Origin of the sequence: Nostoc sp., assembly GCF_036919555.1 — a bacterium.
Taxonomy (GTDB): Bacteria; Cyanobacteriota; Cyanobacteriia; order Cyanobacteriales; family Nostocaceae; genus Nostoc.
The window spans coordinates 19,549-38,435 of the sequence record NZ_JBALCS010000047.1 but is presented as its reverse complement, the minus strand read 5'-3'; the positions used below and the strand labels follow the sequence as shown (position 1 = coordinate 38,435).

At 41.6% G+C, this 18,887-nt stretch carries 14 protein-coding genes and 1 tRNA gene; 13 read left to right on the top strand and 2 right to left on the bottom strand.

Translation table 11 applies throughout. The features are described 5' to 3' along the window. Window positions 1-218: 218 nt before the first annotated feature. Complete coding sequence (locus tag V7K36_RS13855; protein WP_335116537.1) at window positions 219-1,418, bottom strand: aminotransferase class V-fold PLP-dependent enzyme; 1,200 nt, start codon at window positions 1,416-1,418, stop codon at window positions 219-221. Window positions 1,419-2,163: 745 nt separating this feature from the next. Between V7K36_RS13855 and V7K36_RS13850 the strand changes: the two genes are divergently transcribed. From V7K36_RS13850 to V7K36_RS13790, 13 genes are all read left to right on the top strand, one after another. After that, a complete protein-coding gene (locus V7K36_RS13850) occupies window positions 2,164-3,624 on the top strand; it encodes a TM0106 family RecB-like putative nuclease (protein ID WP_335116535.1) in 1,461 nt (486 codons plus the stop codon). Between the two features lie 291 nt (window positions 3,625-3,915). Then, window positions 3,916-5,091 (top strand): esterase-like activity of phytase family protein, encoded by a 1,176-nt coding sequence (locus V7K36_RS13845; protein ID WP_335116532.1) that lies wholly within the window; start codon window positions 3,916-3,918, stop codon window positions 5,089-5,091. 335 nt (window positions 5,092-5,426) lie between these two features. Next, window positions 5,427-7,049 carry a serine/threonine protein kinase gene (locus V7K36_RS13840; RefSeq protein WP_335116531.1) on the top strand — a complete coding sequence of 541 codons (1,623 nt, stop codon included), beginning with the start codon at window positions 5,427-5,429 and terminating at the stop codon, window positions 7,047-7,049. 100 nt (window positions 7,050-7,149) lie between these two features. After that, window positions 7,150-8,676 (top strand): serine/threonine protein kinase, encoded by a 1,527-nt coding sequence (locus tag V7K36_RS13835; protein WP_335116529.1) that lies wholly within the window; start codon window positions 7,150-7,152, stop codon window positions 8,674-8,676. Between the two features lie 117 nt (window positions 8,677-8,793). Then, window positions 8,794-8,867 (top strand) — tRNA-Asp (locus tag V7K36_RS13830). A 344-nt stretch (window positions 8,868-9,211) separates the two neighbouring features. Beyond that, window positions 9,212-10,657 (top strand): glutamate--tRNA ligase, encoded by a 1,446-nt coding sequence (gene gltX / locus V7K36_RS13825; RefSeq protein WP_335116527.1) that lies wholly within the window; start codon window positions 9,212-9,214, stop codon window positions 10,655-10,657. 324 nt (window positions 10,658-10,981) lie between these two features. Then, window positions 10,982-11,476 carry a hypothetical protein gene (locus V7K36_RS13820; protein WP_335116525.1) on the top strand — a complete coding sequence of 165 codons (495 nt, stop codon included), beginning with the start codon at window positions 10,982-10,984 and terminating at the stop codon, window positions 11,474-11,476. Between the two features lie 452 nt (window positions 11,477-11,928). Further along, window positions 11,929-13,815 (top strand): ATP-dependent zinc metalloprotease FtsH2, encoded by a 1,887-nt coding sequence (ftsH2, locus tag V7K36_RS13815; RefSeq protein WP_335116522.1) that lies wholly within the window; start codon window positions 11,929-11,931, stop codon window positions 13,813-13,815. A 269-nt stretch (window positions 13,816-14,084) separates the two neighbouring features. Beyond that, window positions 14,085-14,798 (top strand): tetratricopeptide repeat protein, encoded by a 714-nt coding sequence (locus V7K36_RS13810; protein ID WP_335116520.1) that lies wholly within the window; start codon window positions 14,085-14,087, stop codon window positions 14,796-14,798. A 347-nt stretch (window positions 14,799-15,145) separates the two neighbouring features. Then, window positions 15,146-15,655, top strand: coding sequence for an ADP-ribosylglycohydrolase family protein (locus V7K36_RS13805; protein ID WP_335116518.1), 510 nt, complete (start codon window positions 15,146-15,148; stop codon window positions 15,653-15,655). Further along, window positions 15,634-16,062, top strand: a complete 429-nt coding sequence (locus tag V7K36_RS13800) for an ADP-ribosylglycohydrolase family protein (protein ID WP_335116732.1) — start codon at window positions 15,634-15,636, stop codon at window positions 16,060-16,062. Before V7K36_RS13805 ends, V7K36_RS13800 begins: the two co-directional genes overlap by 22 nt. Window positions 16,063-16,129: 67 nt before the next feature. Continuing rightward, complete coding sequence (locus V7K36_RS13795) at window positions 16,130-16,675, top strand: hypothetical protein (RefSeq protein ID WP_335116516.1); 546 nt, start codon at window positions 16,130-16,132, stop codon at window positions 16,673-16,675. Between the two features lie 99 nt (window positions 16,676-16,774). After that, window positions 16,775-17,386, top strand: coding sequence for a hypothetical protein (locus V7K36_RS13790; RefSeq protein WP_335116514.1), 612 nt, complete (start codon window positions 16,775-16,777; stop codon window positions 17,384-17,386). Window positions 17,387-17,544: 158 nt separating this feature from the next. Here V7K36_RS13790 and V7K36_RS13785 read toward each other — a convergent pair whose 3' ends face one another. Further along, the gene (locus V7K36_RS13785; protein ID WP_335116512.1) at window positions 17,545-18,855 is read right to left on the bottom strand and encodes an aminopeptidase P N-terminal domain-containing protein; all 1,311 of its coding nucleotides are present in this window, start codon (window positions 18,853-18,855) and stop codon (window positions 17,545-17,547) included. Window positions 18,856-18,887: the final 32 nt, after the last annotated feature.

Here is an 18,887-nt window from a genome sequence, read left to right as displayed (position 1 = left end):
TTCAGTCTCAGTATGTTTTCCAAAATCAAATCGGAGTCCTATAGCCCGCCTCAGAATGAATTCTGAGTCTAATAGCGAAAGTCGTCTTTAGACGACTGAGAAAAGGTTATAGTCCGTTTTAACGGACTTTAGCTATTAGCCCGGAACTTAAGTTCTGGGCGGTTTATGTCTAGCACTAAATAGCCCTGCATAATTCCCAGACTGATAACTCATAACTCCTAATTTTTAACTAATTTGTGAAAACTTTGAATTGCCTCAAGCAATTGGTCAATTTCCGATTCTAAAGTAAAGTAATGAACGCTGGCGCGTATACAGCTAGGATCGGCAATTGTCCGAGTTAATATTCTTTGTGAATCTAAAAATTGCACTAACTTCAGATTAGCTTGGGGCTGAGTATTTATGAGTTGGAACGAGACTATACCGCTTTCGGGTGGAGAAGTTCGCAGACACTTGACATCAGGTAACGCCACTAACCGCCGCCAGAGGTAGTCACTGTTATGGCAAATTTGCTCGTAACGTTCCTGTGAGGTTCCCCATTGCTGATGGATTGCGATCGCCTCCCGTAACCCAACATACAACGGATAAGCTAATGTAGACACTTCGTATCGTCGCCCATCTGGAAGCCAACCCACAGGCTGAGATTGACTATTCACAACAATCCCATTTAAGCCAATAAATGTAGGTTTCAGGTTTTCTCGTGCTTCTGGTCGAACATACAAACCACCAGCACCCGCAGGGCCACATAACCATTTGTGACCAGTGAAAGCATAAAAATCTACTCCTAATTCAGTCAAGTTTAAAGGCAACAAACCAACAGATTGGGCAGCATCTATCAATAATAAAGAATGATTATTTCTGCATACTTCGGCAATTTTATTAAGAGGTAAAACTTGACCAGTATTCCAGAAAACATGACTCAATATCACTAGGCGGGTATTGGGGCGTAAGTGCTGGGTAATAAGTTTTACGGGGTCGCCCTCATTTAAAGTCACCTTTAGAGGACAGGTGGTAACTTCCACAGCGAATCTCCGCGCGATTTCGTGGGCTGTGGCAATCACGCCTGGGTGTTCACAGTCTGAGAGCAGCATATGGTCGCCAGCTTGCCACTCAATGCCCCACATGGCGATATTACAGCCAACTGTAACGTTCTGGGTGAGAGTAATTGTTTCAGATGGTGCATATAACTCCGAAGCGATCGCTTCTCTTGCGGCTTGAGTCTGAGGTGCTATCCAGCTATACGCCTCATTGCCAAAGGGGCCTATCTGCTGAACATGAGCTTGAGTTTGGGTCATAGCATCCATTGCTCTTTGGGGCATGGGTCCTTGTCCCCCATAATTGAAATAAATCTTATTTGCTAAAGCGGGAAATTGCTCTCGATGGGTATGCAACTTGGTTTGTGCGACAGAAATACTAGTCATAATTCACAAGGAATATCTGCTGTTTGCAGGTTAATAAGAGGTATTTGTACTTTGTGCTAGGAGCAAGGCTAAAAATACGGATGAGATTAATTTACAGCTATTTTCAGTAAATAGACCACGCGGTAGGGGCACAGCAATGCTGTGCCCTGACGACAGATGTGGTTCAAATACTTGAATTCTGCTGTAAGCCCTCGCTGCCAAATTTCATCTCGTAATCAGTAACGATAAATGCTGTGTGACTTTTTGTGCTAGATTCTGAGCTGTTTGAGAAGTAATCAGATGGTGTTTGAACTCTGAAGCATGATGCCACGGATTAGCCTTGCGATCTCGATCAGACTCGTAACGGGGGAAGAGATGCCAATCTTTATTAATAAATCTCGCACTGCCTTTCTATCCCGTCTCGGAATGAATTCCGAGTCTGATAGCTGAAGTCCACTAAGCGTGGACTTCAGCTATCAGCCCTGAACTTCAGTTCTGAGCGGGATTGCCTGTCTGTGTGAGAGTTTCACTCTGACAAAAATGTGGGTAGAGCATTTTTCGACTTGTGTGTACACCGTAGCATCTGTCACTTAGGAGAAACGCAAACGCCTATCTGTTTACGCCAATAGCTAGCTGTTGACAGTATAGAATAAACGGCAAATCAGGTGTAGAGGCGTTGGCGTAGCCCACCGAAGGTTTCGCCACTTCAAAACTTTAGTTGTCTGAGTTACTCGCAGAGTGTACTAATTCTTGTTAACTTAAAAGAATGCTAATTAATGCTGAACTCCTACTGCAATACCAACGCTGTAAACGCCGGCCTTTTCTAGATATCCACGGTGACAAAAGTCAGCGCGATGCTCCCAATGAGTTGCTACGGAAACTACAACAGGACAAAATCGCCCATCAGATGAGTGCTTTGGCACAGGTGACTTATGATCAACCAGATTATTCATACGGAAACTGGGAAAACGCAGAGAAGGCAACTTTAGAATTGATGCAGCGTGGGGTTGAGTACATATATAAAGGAGTACTGTTAGCAACTTATTCTGAAGCATACACCTTACTGAGTCGTCCAAATTTACTCGTGAAACGGCCAGGAAAATCCTGCTTTGGAGATTGGATGTACGTTGCGGCTAGTATTGAACTAGGTAAGCGCCCTAAGCAAGAATATCAAGTTGTTGCCGCATTTCACACCCAAGTATTGGCAACAGTACAGGACTTTGCACCAGAAACAGCTTGGCTGATATTGCGTACCAAAGATAGAAATTATCCTGTGGATTTGCTCAAATGGATACCACGGATGCAGCAGATTCTAGAGGAGTTTATTCAAGTTTTAGACTTACCAAATCCGCCAGAGGTGTTTATTGCTCGGCAAAAGTGCAATCTGTGCCATTGGTATAGTCAATGTTATGCTGTTGCTCAATCTGAAAAACATCTCTCACTGTTACCAGGCGTAACACCCATTCGCTACACTCAACTGCAAGCCTTAGCCATCACCACACTGGAATCTCTCGCTGACACCAGTCCCAGTACCTTAGAAAACCTGCTTGGTTTTGACAGTGAAGTAGCGCCTAAGCTAGTAGTGCAAGCTCAATCTGCATTGGAAAAACGACCGCTTATTTTACCCTACCCGCTACCAATAAAAGATATTACCTTCACAGCACCCATAGAGCTTTACTTTGATATTGAGGCGCAGCCAGACTTAGATTTAGATTATCTCTTAGGGGTTTTGGTCGTTGATAGACTTGCCAATACAGAACAGTTTTATTCATTTTTAGCAGATAAACCAGAAGACGAAGAATTAGTTTGGCAGCAATTTTTGGATTTGGTTTGGCAATATCCCGAAGCGCCAATTTATCATTTTTGTGTCTACGAGTTTGATACAGTCAAACGGTTGGCAAAGCTTTACAACACTCCCTACGCCTCAGTCCGTCCTGTATTGAGTCGATTTGTGGATGTGTATGAACAATTAACCCAAAGTGTAGCATTGCCCGTAGAAAGTTATGCCCTGAAAGCGATCGCTCGTTGGTTAGGATTTGAGTGGCGGGAAAAAGAAGCTAGTGGTGCCAAGTGTATTTATTGGTATGATCAGTGGCTAGAAACAGGCGATCGCACCTTACTAGAAATTATCCAAAGCTACAACGAAGATGATTGCCGCGCTACCCGCAGAGTCAAAGATTGGCTTGTTAATTTTTTTCAGGATGAATATGATTTGCGACTAGCTTAAGTAATTTCGTATTTTCTAAAGGTTATCAATTGGTTGGAATACATATATAGCGTTTCCTAATCACATGAGGTACATCATCGCCCCCTCTTCGCTTGCGGGGAGGGGGTTGGGGGTGGGGTTCTTGTACCTCTCTCCTTTTAGGAGAGAGGCTTTGAATTTTTCCTCCTTCCCGCTTCGGGAAGGGGGTTAGGTCTGTTTGCATACCCATACCTCATCGGATTGAAAATGGCTATATGCAAGTTAAATATAGTTGTGCCTCCCTACCGTGTTTTGATGTCACAAAAAAATTCTATGCAGCTAATTAAAAAAATTTTCGTATTCCCGCGAATTATTTACTTCTTTATCCCGATTGTAATTATCATTTGCTTATTCATAAACTTTCTTTCAAATGCTGTTGAAGTGAGTAGCATAAAGTTTATCGGGGAAGCCACTTTACCGAAAGGTTTAATATTTCAGAAAACTGAAGTTGGAGGTTTATCTGGAATTACCTATGATCCAAAAAACAACCTTTATTATGCTATTTCCGATGACCGTGGACAAAAAGCTGCCGCTCGTTTCTACACCATGAAAATCGACTTGGGCAAAGGTTCTCTACAAAAAGGTGGAGTTATTCCCGTCGGTATTACTACATTATTAAATGAAAATGGTCAAAAATTCCGCCCTGGTGAAACTGATACAGAAGGTATTGCCTTAAATAATAAAGCAAGTGTGTTTATTTCTTCTGAAGGCGATGCTACAAAATTAATTAATCCTTTTATTAAAGAGTTCTCTCTATCTTCTGAAAGGGAAATAAAAACACTTCCTATCCCAAATAAATTTTTGCCCGATAAAAGTAGTAAAAAAGGTATCCGCAACAATTTGGCTTTTGAAAGCCTCACAATCACACCCGATAAAAAGCATCTATTCACAGCCACCGAAAATGCTCTAATTCAAGATGGTGTCGCAGCTAAACCTAACATCGGTAGTCCTTGCCGGATTTTGGAATACAACTTGCTCAACAACCAGCCAGAAAAGGAATTTCTTTATCAAACTGAACCAGTTGCACCATTTTTGAATCTGATTGGCAAATTCGCTAGTGGATTACCTGATTTACTTGCTCTCGATAATCAAGGACACTTCCTAAGTTTAGAACGGTCTTTTACTGGTTTAGGATTTGCTATTTCTCTGTTTCAGGTTTCTTTAGAAGGAGCTGATGATATTCATCAGATTGATAGCCTTTTAGCAGTTAACTCCAAAAATATTAAACCAGTTAAGAAAAAATTGCTGTTAGATTTGAGTACCCTAGATGTACTACTAGATAACATCGAAGGCTTAACTCTTGGAGCTAAACTACCCGATGGACAGCAATCATTAATTCTCGTCAGTGACAACAATTTCAACTCCCTGCAACGCACCCAGATACTAGCCTTTAAAATTAAAATTGAAACACCACTAATCAGATTATTACGCGGTTTACTACCGAATTAAAACCATTAGTTGTACGGAGAATAAGACGCGTAGGCGTAGCCCGTCGTAGACATCGCGCCTTTACCGCTACTTACTTATTTGAAGCTTATTCCTGTGTATTCACGGAATCTACTAGACAACTTTTTCTAGTCTTTTTGTAGTTTACGTGTAATTTCTCAACCTTATTCATTAATAAATATGTTATAGAATGTTTAGGAAATTTTGCAGAGAGATTAACTATGATTACAGTATATAATTAATTTTCTAAAATTTAGGATATTTTTGAGATTTACATTTAATAATTAGCTAGACTTATTAAAGCATTTTACCAACAATATTTTTTATAAATCATTCTAATGTCACAAACTAAAATTGATAATATGGTAGGGCAAAAAGCAGAGGTAGACCATTACATTGGACAATTTTTAAATAATCGCTATTTAATCAAAGATTTGATTGGTAAAGGAGGGATGGGTAGAGTTTATTTAGCAGAAGATACTGCTAAAGGTGGTATGGCGATCGCAATTAAAATGTTATCACTCAGTTTGGTAAATCAGCAAATGTCCCAACGCTTTGCCAGAGAAATTTTTATTGGCGCTCAATTGGGTCGCAAAAGTAAACATATTGTTCGCATTTTAAGTTACGGAGTTACTGATGATAAAACTCCATTTTATGTCATGGAATACCTCCAAGGAAAAAATCTCAAACAAATTATCAAAATTCAGCCTTTAACATTATCGAAGTTTTTGGAGATTTGTAATCAAATTTGTTTAGGCTTACAATGTGCCCACCAAGGTATTAGCCTCAAAGGAGAAATTTATCCAATTGTTCACAGAGATATTAAACCAGAAAATATATTCATTAGTGAAGATAGTAAACAAGGAGAAATTGTTAAAATCCTAGATTTTGGTATTGCTAAATTTCTAACAGAGCGCAGTGGGATGACCCTGACAGATTCTTTTATTGGCAGTTTGCCTTACTGTTCTCCAGAACATATGGAAGGGCGGAAATTGCTAGATGTCCGCTCTGATATTTACAGTTTGGGAGTACTAATGTTTGAGATGTTGACAGGAAAGCATCCATTTCAGACAAAAAGCAACTCTTTTGGTACTTGGTATCAAGCTCATCGCTTTCAAATGCCACCTACAGTTGAGCAAGTGAATCCGCAAGTCAAAATCCCACAGATATTAGAGAAAATGTTGATGAGTTGTTTAGCTAAAGAAGTAAGCGATCGCCCTCAAAATATCAACCAAATATTAGAATATTTAGAAAAGGTTAATATTCAGCTTAATGAAGTTAGTCCTAATAATAGCAGTGATATTATTAATCTTTCATGTCCCATCCAATTAGTACCTGCAACATTATTATCAGAACAAGAGTGCTTACAGAAAAGTTGGCCTAAAAATAAACCAATTGCGCCAATTGGATTTCCCCATTTACTACATACTTCCCAAAGACTTATACCAACTTTTTGGGCAATGTTGCCCGAACAAGAGATTACAAACTTTTTGGATAAAATACATGGGACTGAATTTATTAGTCAAATGAATGTATACCCGATGCTATTATGGGTTACAGTCCTACACAATGCCCAGCCTTCTCTGACTAAGTGGCTACCTTATTTTTTGGATTTGAAAGATAATAAAGGGCAGAAAATAGTACGTAGTTTAGCAGAAGTAGGCTACTATCATCTACTACTTTTTGCCCTAGAAGATCCAAATCGTTGCTCTCATGTAACGACTTTAAACCTCACGGCTAACCAGCGCCAGCAACTTATAGATTGCTTAGATATAAGTCAACTGTCAAATGAAATAACTTTGCCTAATCAAGCCAAAAATCTTCTAAAAACAGAGTATGAAAAACTAAAATTAGATATCTTACTAAACTTAGCCACAGATAAAAAAGCTGAGAAAGAAGGTTTGAAAAATTGGATGGCTAAATTTTTTGAGATTTTTTTTAAACTTTTATCACGTCATTGAAAGTCCGCGCTCAAAATCAAAACCTTGCTACCATTACCTAATAATATTTTTATGTGTGTATTACTAACTTTAAATCGACTCAGCAGTAAAGGTGATCAAAGTGAATCAAAGCCCATTTACATCTCCAAGTACTACGGGCTTGCTTGCCAATCGTTATCAACTCAACCAATTAATTGGTAGTGGTGGTATGGGTGAAGTTTTTTTAGCAAATGATATTTTGTTAGGAGGTATACCAGTTGCTATCAAGTTTTTGACTCAGACTGTTGTCGATACTAAGATGCAACAAGACTTTGCTCGTGAAGCTTTAATGAGTGCAGCTTTGAGCCAAAAAAGCATACATATAGTGCGGGCGTATGATTATGGTGTGAATGAGAAAGGAAAACCATACTACGTTATGGAATATCTAAGCGGCAAGAGTTTAAAGGATTTAATTCCGTTGTCCTTGCCTATGTTTTTGACTCTCTCCCGCCAAATTTGTTTGGGCTTACAGTGCGCTCATCAAGGCATTAACATTGATGGCAAAATTTGTCCGTTAGTTCATAGAGATATCAAGCCTGCCAATATATTAGTTATTCCCGATCCGATATTAGGTCAGTTAGTTAAAATTCTTGATTTTGGTATTGCTAGATTTTTGAATTACACATCAACAGCTAGTACAAGCAGGGGATTTAATGGCACTTTACCCTACTGTTCTCCAGAACAGCTAGATGGGGAAAAATTAGATAGTCGCTCTGATATTTATAGCCTGGGTGTGATGATGTTTGAGATGCTCACAGGCAAAAAACCTTGGCAACCAGAAACTGATTACTTTGGTGCTTGGTATAAGGCACATCACTTTGAACAACCAAAAGCGATCGCAGATGTTAGCCCTACTCTTCAAGTACCTCAGAAGCTAAATAACCTAATCATGGCTTGTCTTGCTAAAAAAGCAAGCGATCGCCCACAAAATATCGCTCAAATTCTGGAAGTTTTAAACAGTTTAGAACAGTCTAGTTTTCCCAGTTTACCGACAATTTTAGGCTCTAGTTCCATCCTTAGTAGTCCCTTATATTCTGGATTAACAATCACAGTAGAACAAAGCTGTCAGCAACTTTTGTGGCCTCCAAATAAACCAATTCAAGAAATTGTTTTTCCCCAGCTTCTAGACACCGCAGAAGGATCTATGACAGCGCTATGGTTGATGTTGCCTAAAGAAGAAATCAAAAACTATGCCCTTTCTACTCGTTACAACCAATTTATCTTCATGATATCCCCTCACCCAATGCTGTTGTGGGTGACTGTACTCTACAACCGGCAAGTGGCTCCTAAATGGCTACCGTGCTATTTGGATATGCAAAATCCCCAAAATCTTCGGCTGGTAAGTTCCCTAGCTGAAAATGAGCGCTACCCTTTGATTTTTTTTACCCTAGAAGCACCACATTCCTGCACCAACGTTCTCACCAGTCACATTGATCAAACTCAACGGCAAATGTTGAAAACTTGGGTGCAACAGAGTCAGAGTCTACCACCCGCTTCTCAACTCCAGTTGAGCAAACAGCTATTAAAGCAGCAGTATAAACAAATGCAATCCCGGATATTGCAGCATCTGGAATCAAAGCCACTAGTTGTATTATCAGAGTCTATTTAACGAAAAATTCGCACCTTCAGCTTAGAGTAGACGGGACAAAAATAATTTCTAATTCCCAACTCCAAAACACTTGACAAAGATAAAAAAAATAGTGATAATAGCAAAGTTGCCAAACAAGGGACTGTAGTTCAATTGGTTAGAGCACCGCCCTGTCACGGCGGAAGTTGCGGGTTCGAGCCCCGTCAGTCCCGTTCTAAATTTATGAGTAGTCAGTCCTACAAATTCAGAGACACTCGCTACTGCTACGCTAACTGCGGAAACTGCCTTTCCAATTTCTAGCTGAGTCTTAAATAATATCGGAATTGGGCATTGGTTCTTTGGCAGCTTGTCAGTCTGCATTTCCTTAGACCTCTTGCAAAAGTCTCTAACACCCCACCCCCAAACCCTCCCCGCTCTTCGGGAGTGGAGCGTTTGCTTTACTCAAATGCGGGGTGGGGTTCTTTATTTTTGATTTATGCAAGAGGTCTCTTGACTCAGAATTTAGGATTTGAATATAAGCTACATTTATCATGCTTTGCGAAAGAGAGAATTAACTGTGACTGTTAGAGTCCGAATTGCGCCGAGTCCAACCGGAAATTTACATATTGGTACAGCTAGAACGGCTGTATTTAACTGGTTATTTGCCCGCCACCACGGCGGTAAATTTATACTGCGAATTGAAGACACAGATTTAGAGCGATCGCGTCCCGAATACACCGACAATATTCTTGAAGGACTGCGCTGGCTAGGACTTAACTGGGATGAAGGGCCATTTTTCCAATCCCAACGCCTGGATCTTTATAAAGAAGCAGTAGAAAAACTGCTAAATCAAGGATTAGCCTATCGCTGTTACACCACTTCCGAAGAACTAGAGGCTCTAAGAGTTGCCCAAAAAGCTAGAGGCGAAGCTCCTCGCTATGACAACCGTCATCGTAACCTCACGCCAGAACAACGCGCCGCATTTGAAGCAGAAGGTCGTTCCTCTGTGATTCGCTTCAAAATCGAAGATGGGCGGGAAATTGTCTGGAATGACCTAGTAAGAGGGAAGGTGTCTTGGCGAGGTAGCGATTTAGGTGGTGATATGGTCATCGCCCGCGCCTCAGAAGAGGGTAGTGGTCAACCTTTATACAACTTTGTAGTTGTAGTGGATGACATTGATATGCAAATCACCCATGTCATCCGGGGAGAAGACCACATCGCCAACACCGCCAAGCAAATTTTACTGTATGAAGCTTTGGGGGCAAAAATTCCAGAGTTTTCCCACACGCCGCTAATTTTGAACACTGAAGGGCGCAAGCTTTCTAAGCGAGATGGCGTCACTTCCATTTCTGAGTTTCATCAAATGGGCTTTACTGCTGAAGGCTTGGTGAATTACATGACATTGCTGGGTTGGTCGCCACCAGACTCGACGCAAGAGATATTTACCTTGGATACAGCAGCGAAAGAATTTGGCTTTGAGCGCGTCAATAAAGCAGGTGCAAAGTTTGACTGGGACAAGCTGGACTGGTTGAACAGTCAGTATATCCACCATACGCCAGTAGATAAACTTACAGATTTACTCATACCCTATTGGCAAGCAGCTGGGTATAAATTTGATGGTGGAAGAGAACGCCTCTGGTTAGAACAGCTAGTAACTTTAATTAGCCAGAGTTTGACTCGTTTAGTAGATGCAGTAGCTCAAAGCCAACTGTTTTTTAGCGATACAGTTGAATTTACCGAAGAAGCTAGTACACAACTGAAGCAAGAAGGTTCTCCTGCTGTCCTTGAGGGGATTGTCACAGCTTTGGAAAACCAGCCGCAACTGTCGGAAGCCGTCGCCCAAGATATTATTAAACAAGTGGTGAAAGAGCAAAAAGTCAAAAAAGGCTTAGTCATGCGATCGCTCAGAGCAGCCTTAACTGGAGATGTTCATGGCCCCGACCTAATTCAATCTTGGTTACTACTAAATCAGATTGGTTTAGATAAGTCGCGCTTAAGTCGGGCATTAACGGAAGGTAATTAGTGATTACTTCCAGATTTTAGAAATATTTTAGATTTTAGGGGCGCGCAAACGTGCGCCCCTATCCATAAGGTAGAGCAACTATAGGAACAAGAAACCATTGACTAATTACTAATGAATTCTCCCCAATTTCAAATCTAAAATAAGCTGACGAGCATTTAAATTGCGTACAACTAGTGGACAAAAACCCTACTGTGATTGAATTTCTTAATTTTGAATTTTGAATGCGTGAATTTTGAATTGCTTAGTAGTCAATTATCCTCACGTTGGGAACTTGGTGTGTAAAATTAATGTCTTCAAAAACACTTAGAAGCGAACGTAATTACAATGCCGACAAAAGCGCTCAATAGAGGGATGAGATTATCGTTCATGATAGTTACGGTCTTCATCACATCAACAGTTAATGCTGTGACTGATGCTCAGGAAGCGCCAACGATATTTGGAGATGTCACCATTGACCCCCAGTTTTCGCCAGACCCCCTAACAGTTCGCGGGATGAGTGGTGGTTCAATATCTGGCAGTCAAGTAGCCGCCAGGAGCGAAACAGCCACTGGTCCTTGTACCGGATTTGTTGATGAAACACCAGACCACACATTAGCGCTAACAAGTAAATTTGACTACCTGAAGTTGCAAGTGCAAAGTCCTGAAGACACCACCATGATTATCAAGGGACCCGGTGGTACTTGGTGCAATGACGATTTTAATGGCAAAAATGCCGGTATGGTTGGTGAATGGCTGGCTGGAACTTACCAAATTTGGGTTGGTTCCTACGAAAAAGGCAAATATCTTCCTTACACTCTACAAATTACAGAAGTTAACTAGGGTATTGGGAATGGGGCATTGGGCATGGGGCATTGGGTAAAACAGTTCTGAGTTACCAGTAAACAAGTGAGATTCCCAACTGAGCACTCAAAATTCCCTTGTCTTCCTCATCTACCTTGTCTCCCTCACTTCTCCACTCCCCCAGAATGATGATTGACAGGGGCTTGAACGATACGAGGAGCATTCTGGAGAAATTCTCCGTGTCTTTGCATTCCATTGCTCTCCCTTTTCTCGTGCGATATTGTATTAAAATTAAGTTAACTTTGATTAAGATTCTTGTTGCCATCGCCATAATGCGCCGATCGCTCTATGGGAATGCATATAAGAGATCAAATTAAACAAAATGGAAAAATGGATTTATAAACATCCGTTTAACAGCTGAAAGTGACAGAGTGATCAACATTCGGTTGCTAAGGCAGATGAGTTGTATAGGCACTTAGAGGCAAATTAACATGAAATTCTCCTGGAAAGTCCTAGTACTCTGGACATTGCCTGCTTTGGTAATTGGCTTTTTCTTCTGGCAAGGAGCCTTTGCAGGCGCTCCTGCTGACATGAGTAAGAATACAGCCAATACCCGCATGACTTATGGCCGCTTTCTAGAATACTTGGACGGCGATCGCGTTAGCAGTGTGGATCTGTACGAGGGCGGTAGGACAGCAATTATAGAAGCCCGCGATCCAGACATCGAAAACCGCGTCCAAAGGTGGCGGGTGGATTTGCCTATTAACGCTCCTGAGTTAATCAGCAAGCTCAAAGAAAAAGACATCAGTTTTGATGCTCACCCCATGCGGAATGATGGCGCAATTTGGGGATTGTTGGGTAATCTCATATTTCCAGTTTTATTGATTACTGGGCTGTTCTTTTTGTTCCGGCGTTCTAGTAACCTCCCCGGCGGCCCAGGTCAAGCGATGAACTTCGGCAAATCCAAAGCGCGTTTCCAAATGGAGGCGAAAACTGGGGTGAAATTTGACGACGTAGCCGGGATCGAAGAAGCTAAGGAAGAATTGCAAGAAGTCGTCACCTTCCTCAAACAGCCAGAAAGATTTACCGCAGTAGGCGCACGCATTCCCAAGGGAGTTCTGTTAGTTGGACCTCCTGGAACTGGTAAAACTTTACTAGCAAAAGCGATCGCTGGCGAGGCAGGTGTACCTTTCTTCAGTATTTCCGGTTCGGAATTTGTGGAAATGTTCGTTGGTGTGGGTGCATCCCGCGTCCGCGATTTGTTCAAGAAAGCTAAAGATAACGCCCCCTGTATCATCTTCATCGATGAAATCGACGCCGTAGGACGGCAACGGGGTGCTGGTATCGGTGGCGGTAACGATGAGAGAGAGCAAACCCTCAACCAACTCCTCACCGAAATGGACGGGTTTGAAGGTAACACAGGCATCATTATTATTGCTGCCACCAACCGTCCCGACGTACTAGACTCAGCCTTATTGCGTCCGGGTCGCTTTGACCGCCAAGTAACAGTCGATCCACCCGATATCAAAGGGCGTTTGGAAATCTTGCAAGTCCACGCACGGAACAAGAAACTAGACACTAGCGTATCTTTGGATGCGATCGCTCGGCGCACTCCTGGATTCACTGGTGCTGATTTAGCCAATTTACTCAACGAAGCGGCAATTCTCACTGCTAGAAGACGCAAAGAAGCGATCACCCTCCGCGAAATTGATGATGCGGTGGATCGGGTAGTTGCAGGGATGGAAGGTACTCCTTTGGTGGATAGCAAGAGCAAGCGCTTAATTGCCTACCACGAAATTGGACACGCCTTAGTTGGGACTTTGTTGAAAGACCATGACCCAGTGCAGAAAGTTACCCTCATTCCACGAGGACAAGCACAGGGTTTGACTTGGTTTACTCCCAACGAAGAACAGGGGTTAATTTCCCGTTCTCAACTCAAAGCCAGAATTACTGGTGCTTTAGGCGGTCGCGCTGCTGAAGAGGTAATTTTTGGGGCTGCGGAAGTTACAACTGGTGCAGGTGGAGACTTACAACAGTTGTCGGGAATGGCACGGCAGATGGTGACGCGGTTTGGGATGTCAAACTTAGGCCCACTTTCCTTAGAAAGCCAACAGGGAGAAGTATTTTTGGGTCGTGACTGGACAACCCGATCTGAGTATTCCGAATCCATTGCCTCGCGCATTGATGGCCAAGTCAGGGAAATTGTTGAAGAGTGCTACGACAATGCTAAGAAGCTGATCCGCGATCATCGCACTGTCACCGATCGCTTAGTCGATTTGCTGATCGAAAAAGAAACCATTGACGGCGAAGAATTCCGCCAGATTGTAGCTGAATACGCTGAACTCCCTGAGAAGCAGCAGTACGTACCGCAACTGTAACCACTGTTCTAAAATCACTGAAATGGGTATGGTCAAAAGGCTATACCCATTTTTATTTTAGGTATTTGCAATACTAAGTTATTTTATTTAGTGTCAGGGAATACTAAGCATAGTTAAAAATTTGATATTCCTATGCAATACCTAATAGCTTTCGCAGCGCTAAAATTAATCAGAAATTTCAAAAAGAACTGCGACTAAATCCACCCATATATCAGGATAATCTTCTGCATTTCATATTCAAGTATCTGAAGCAACTCGGATATGGAAACTTGCCTTTCAGTAAAAGATACGCCTTAGTAAAGGGATTGATTCAACAGCAGTACGAATCCCGTAGTAAATGGAAAACTAGAGTTTTTCTATTAGTTATATACTGTGTAACTTTGTTAGGTGGAATGGTAGGTACTCTGCAAGCTATTACTCCTAGTTGGGTAAGGTTATTAACTAACTATTCTAAAAATTCTCAGCAAATACTTGAGCAGAGCAGAAAAAATAGACAACAACAAATTGAGTTTACAACTGCTGCTTTACGTACAAATCCCAATGATGTTAATGCTTATATAAAGCGATCGCGGGCGCGTTTGGGACTGTATGACTATAAAGGCGCACTAGCAGATTATGACCAAATTGTGCGCTTAAAACCTCACGATATTGAATCTCGTATGACTCGTGCCAACTTTCGTAATAGATTAAAAGATTATAAAGGCGAGATTCAAGATTATAACGAGATTTTGCGCCTTAACTCCAAAAATGTCAGTGGTGTCTATTACCAGCGAGCGCAAGTTCTTAATCTTCTGGAAGACTATAAAGGAGCGATCGCTGATTACAACGAAATTATTAAATTGAATACCAAAGATACCTACACTTATATCTCTCGTGGATATACTCGTCAAAAACTCCAAGATTACAAAGGTGCGATCGCAGATGCTAACTATGTAATTCAGCTAAATCCTAAAGAAGCAGAAGCATATATATTGCGTAACTAAATTCGTCGTCATTTGGGAGATAATCAAGGAGTGATCGCAGATGAACAAACTGGAAATACTCTTTTTAAAGCTATGGATGAGGAAGATCATAGTTGATAAAAACTAACACAACAGACTTTGATATTACAAATGCAAATGGGGTATTAGGCATTGATTTGGGAATCAATTTTGAATGACAACGAATGAAGATGGCTTGTGTATAATGTCAATCTTATTATCAATATCACAGTAACTTGGGGATAGTGCATACCATCCTTTTTTTTTGCGTAGAATCTTAGGAGGTCATAAAATCTTATAAATTACACTTGGTAATACATTAATTTGGATAAACGATTTATTAATAACTTATGTTAACAACTAACGATCTTTGCCTAATTCGCGCTCAACACTCCCTTGAGGATCTATCGGTGGGTGATGCTTTTGGAGAGCGATTTTTTCTCCATCCAGATGTGGCAAAAAGTCTGATTGTCGCCCGTGCCATCCCAGCATCACCTTGGTACTATACCGACGACACTCAAATGGCGCTTTCGATTATGACAATTCTTCAAGAATATGGGGAAATTTACCAAGACGGTCTGGCAGAAAGCTTTGCGAAACTATACGATCGCGAACGGGGTTATGGTGCAGCAATGCACGGGCTGCTAACGCGGATACGGGATGGCGAACCTTGGCAGAAGGTGGCCAGTAGTCTGTTTGGCGGACAGGGTTCCTATGGGAATGGAGCGGCGATGCGGGTTGCACCCATAAGGGCGTTCTTCGCTAAGGATCTGGATTTGGTTGTCAGTCAAGCTCGTTCTAGTGCCGAAGTAACTCACAGCCATCCAGAAGCGAAGCGATCGCTGGTGCAGTTGCCGTAGCAGTTGTTGCTGCATGGGCGGCGAAATTACAAGCTTCTATACCCAGTAAACAAGAATTTCTTAACCTTGTCTTACCTTATATTCCAGAAAGTGAGGTAAGTTCAAAAATCCGCCGTGCTTATGATTTGCCGGAGACAACACCAGTGCAATCAGCAGCTACTCTGCTGGGAAATGGTACTCATATCTCAGCACAAGGTACAGTCCCCTTTGCACTCTGGTGTGCTGGCCAGCACCTTGATAACTACGAAGAAGCACTGTGGTTAACTGTAAGTGGCTTGGGAGATAGAGATACTACTTGTGCGATCGCGGGTGGTATTGTGGTGATATCTACAGGTGTGGAAGGTATTCCCACGACATGGCTGCAAGCACGAGAACCTTTGCACAAGACCCAAAAGAACTGGCTTTGATTAAGGAAAGTGGCGATCGCGAATGGTACTGTATACAAAAATCTACCTACTTTTATTCGCACAAATTATGAATACTAAAGCCAAATTATTGACTCTTGCTTCCTTAACGTTGGCAGTTTCTTCTCTAACTGTCAGCACAGTCATAGCACAGGCGAAACTAACAAACCAGTCAAAACTGTTTATCAATGGAATCGGCGGAGTACGAGTTGGGATGACTGTTTCCCAAGCGGCAAAAGCTGCTGGTATTAAGCTAATTGGCGATTCGCCGAATAACAGTTGCTACTACGTTAAGCCACAAAACGAACCCAAAAATCTTTTGTTCATGGTTACAAAAGATCGTATTTCTAGAGTAGATGTACGGCAGAATACGCAGATTACTACCCTCAAAGGTGCAAAAATTGGCGACACAGAAGCGCAAATCAAGTCTCTTTATCCAGGACAAATTCAAGTCACACCTCATAAATACGTCCAAGGCGGACACTATTTGACATTTATCCCGAAAGACAAATCTAACCAGAACTATCGTATAGTTTTCGAGACTGACGGTAAGCGTGTTACTCTGTTTCGGTCAGGTAAATTACCGGAAGTTAAATTTGTTGAGGGCTGTTCTTGATCTGAGATATCATCAACGGAACGCGGGAGTCCCCACCCTCAAATCTTAGTAGGGTGGGGTGGGATAGCGATCGCAGCACTTTATTCCCAAGATGGTCTAATGCCGTACAGCGCTTTTAATCTTAGTAAAGTCAAAACAGACTTTAAATTAATCTTTGTTGAAAATCAAGATTTATTTGCGGATATACAGACAGTTTCTCCTAGTGAATATCTAAATTTGATTTTCTCTGAGCATCTACCATTGGTAACAGCAATAAATACAGAAAAAGCTCGTTCTGAACTAATTATTATGCCTGTTTTAATTGAAGTTAAACGCTTCTTTAAATACCAAATTAGTATATTTTCTGGTTCAGAGTTTAATGTAGATGCTTCTAAAGGCTTAGAAGGGCGCTGTGATTTTATTCTCAGTTGTTCACCAGAACAATATGATATTACTAGCCCTATCGTAACTATTGTGGAAGCTAAAAATGAAAGTATTAAATCTGGCTTAGGACAATGCATTGCGACAATGATTGCATCTCAATTGTTTAACCAGCAACAAGGAAATATTATAAATGAAATTTATGGTGTAGTCACCACAGGAACAGGTTGGAAATTTCTCAAACTTTGTGACAATACCATCTTTATCGATCAGAACGATTACTTTATTAAAGAAATAGATAAAATCTTAGGAATTTTGACAACAACTCTGATGGCTTGTCCGCAATTTTAGTTTGGGGATCGTGTGTACCATCTCCATTTTTGGGAGCATCTCAATGAGTGTAAAAAGCCTTGTAAAACCTCACCCCAACCTTCTCCTTACCAAGGAGAGGGAGCAAGAATCTTGTTTCTCATCTGGTATATTTGCAAAACTGAGATGCGCCCTATTTTTTATCGTTCCACTTCATTTACTGCTTTGGGAACTCCCGCAGTTAATACCTCATTTCCATCAGGTGTAACTAACAGATCATCCTCAATACGAATGCCAATACCAATCCATCGAGGATCAGTCTCTGGTTGATCTTCTGCTAGTTTGGTATCAGGTACAATATATAGTCCCGGTTCTACTGTCAAAATCTGACCTGGTTGTAAAATCTGCGGTTTATCTTCACCGTGCTGGTAAACTCCCACATCATGGACATCCAAACCTAACCAATGACTGGTGCGGTGCATATAATATGGTTTGTATTTTTCTTCTTCAATTAACTTATCAATTTCGCCTTTGAGGATGCCAAGTTCGACTAAACCTTCCGTGAGGACGCGCACTGCTGTATCATGAATTAATTTGAAAGGATTACCTGGTTTTACTTGAGCGATCGCTTGTTTTTGCGCCTCCAAAACAATCTCATACAGTGTCTTTTGTTCTGGTGTAAATTTGCCCCCGACAGGAAATGTCCGGGTAATATCGGAGTTGTAATAACCGTAAGTACAACCGGCATCAATTAGCAGTAATTCTCCATCCTGCATTTGACGATTATTTTCAATGTAGTGGAGTACGCAAGCATTCACGCCGGAAGCTACAATCGAAGGATAAGCCGGGCCTAACCCACCTCGTACTCGAAAGATGCGTTCCATCTCCGCCTGTATTTCGTACTCATAACGTCCGGGTGCGGCGATTTCTTGGGCGTAATTGTGTGCTTCAACTGCGATCGCAACTGCTTGACGCATCAATTCCAACTCAGCTTCACTTTTAATTAGTCTCATGCTGTTGAGGACAGTCCCACTATCTTCAATGGCGATCGGTCCTGTACCGCGCTTAGGATAAGTCCGCAGCAAACTTTGGTAATGTGTGAGGATTTGGTCATTGAAGGTGCGATCGCGTCCGAAGTGATAGTAAATCCGACTAGCTTTTTCCAAATACTGCGGCAACTTTTGATCTAACTCACTAATCGGGTATGCTTCATCAGCGCCATAAATTTCCTTGGCTGCATCTACCCCAGAAAGATAACCAGTCCATACTTCCTTTTCACGATCCTTCGGTTGGACAAATAGCACAAACCGATGTTCTGAATGATGCGGCGCTAACACTGCTACTGCCTGTGGTTCATTAAAACCAGTCAGGTAAAAGAAATCACTATCTTGGCGATAAACATGCTCGACATCGTTATGCATCACTGCCATTGGCGCACTGCGAAAAATGGCTGTGCCATCACCAATTTTTGCCATTAACTGCTCACGACGCTGCCGATATTCTGCTTGCATAGCTGATGTATATATGAAAGTATTGTCTTATT